Consider the following 1,101-nt stretch of genomic DNA (forward strand, 5'->3'; position numbering starts at 1 on the left):
CCCTCTCTTTTCCACTCAAGAATTCGTTCAGTTCTGTGAGACCTAGATCTCGATTTCAAGTTGTTGAAGCTTAAGTGGAGCGTCCTTTCCAAAACATTTTCCTATGAATAAAGATAAAGAAATCCACGGAGTGGACATCAGCAAGGATGTATTTGATGTATGCGACCACCAAGGTTCCCACCATCAGTACCCGAACACCTTGAAGGGGTTCAGGGATTATTGCAGCGGTTTGAACTCCAACAGTCTGGTGGTAATGGAAGCCACTGGCTATTACCATTACCTATTGGCACAGTTCCTTTTTGACCAGGGCATGGCCGTATCGGTTGTGAACCCTTTGTCCGTAAAACGTTTTGTACAGATGAAGCTTTCCAAGGTCAAGACGGACAAGAGCGATGCCAAGGCCATAGCGGAATATGCCAAGGTCAACGATGTTCCCCTGTACGACGGCAAGGGCGAGGACCAAGCGGAGAGTCTCCAATTGTTGGCCTTGATGGACATCTATCTCAAACAGCGGACACAGGTAAAGAACAAGCTGCACGGTGAAAAGGTCCTGGGCATACCTTCAAGGACGGTGCATTTGTCCTTGGTGCGTTCATTGAAAAGCCTGGACAGGGAGCTGGAGGGCCTTCAGTCRMGATTGCTYGCATTGGTCAAGAAAACGCAGCAACGGCAGCTTACCAACCTGAAGAGCATACCGGGACTCGGGGACAAAACAGTGGCCTTGCTGATCATATTGACGGATGGCTTTACCAAGTTCGAGAATGCGGGGCAGTTATGCAATTACGCGGGAWTRACWCCSACGACCAGACGTTCGGGCAGCAGYGTAAGGGGAAAGAGCAGGATAAGCAAGGTAGGGAACAGAAAATTGCGGAACCTTCTGTTCCTATGCGCTTTTTCAGCGTGCAAGCACAACAAGGCGTGTAGGGAAATGTATGAACGCATAACCGCCAAGGGAAAAAGCAAGAAACTAGCATTGATAGCGGTATCGAACAAGCTTTTGAAACAGGCATTTGCCATTGCAAAATCCGGAATACCTTACGATGAGAATTATATATCGAGATTGGCTTAAAAAGACTTGTTTTTTAACTCAGTTCTTTGTTG

Annotated in this window: 1 protein-coding gene; it reads left to right on the forward strand. The window is 47.5% G+C overall.

What is annotated here, in order from left to right; translation table 11 throughout:
• Positions 1 to 103 precede the first annotated feature (103 nt).
• Positions 104 to 1,069 carry an IS110 family transposase gene (locus GO009_RS17350; RefSeq protein ID WP_163627965.1) on the forward strand — a complete coding sequence of 322 codons (966 nt, stop codon included), beginning with the start codon at positions 104 to 106 and terminating at the stop codon, positions 1,067 to 1,069.
• Positions 1,070 to 1,101: the final 32 nt, after the last annotated feature.

The organism is Allomuricauda sp. TY007 (assembly GCF_010468565.1).
GTDB lineage: Bacteria > Bacteroidota > Bacteroidia > Flavobacteriales > Flavobacteriaceae > Flagellimonas.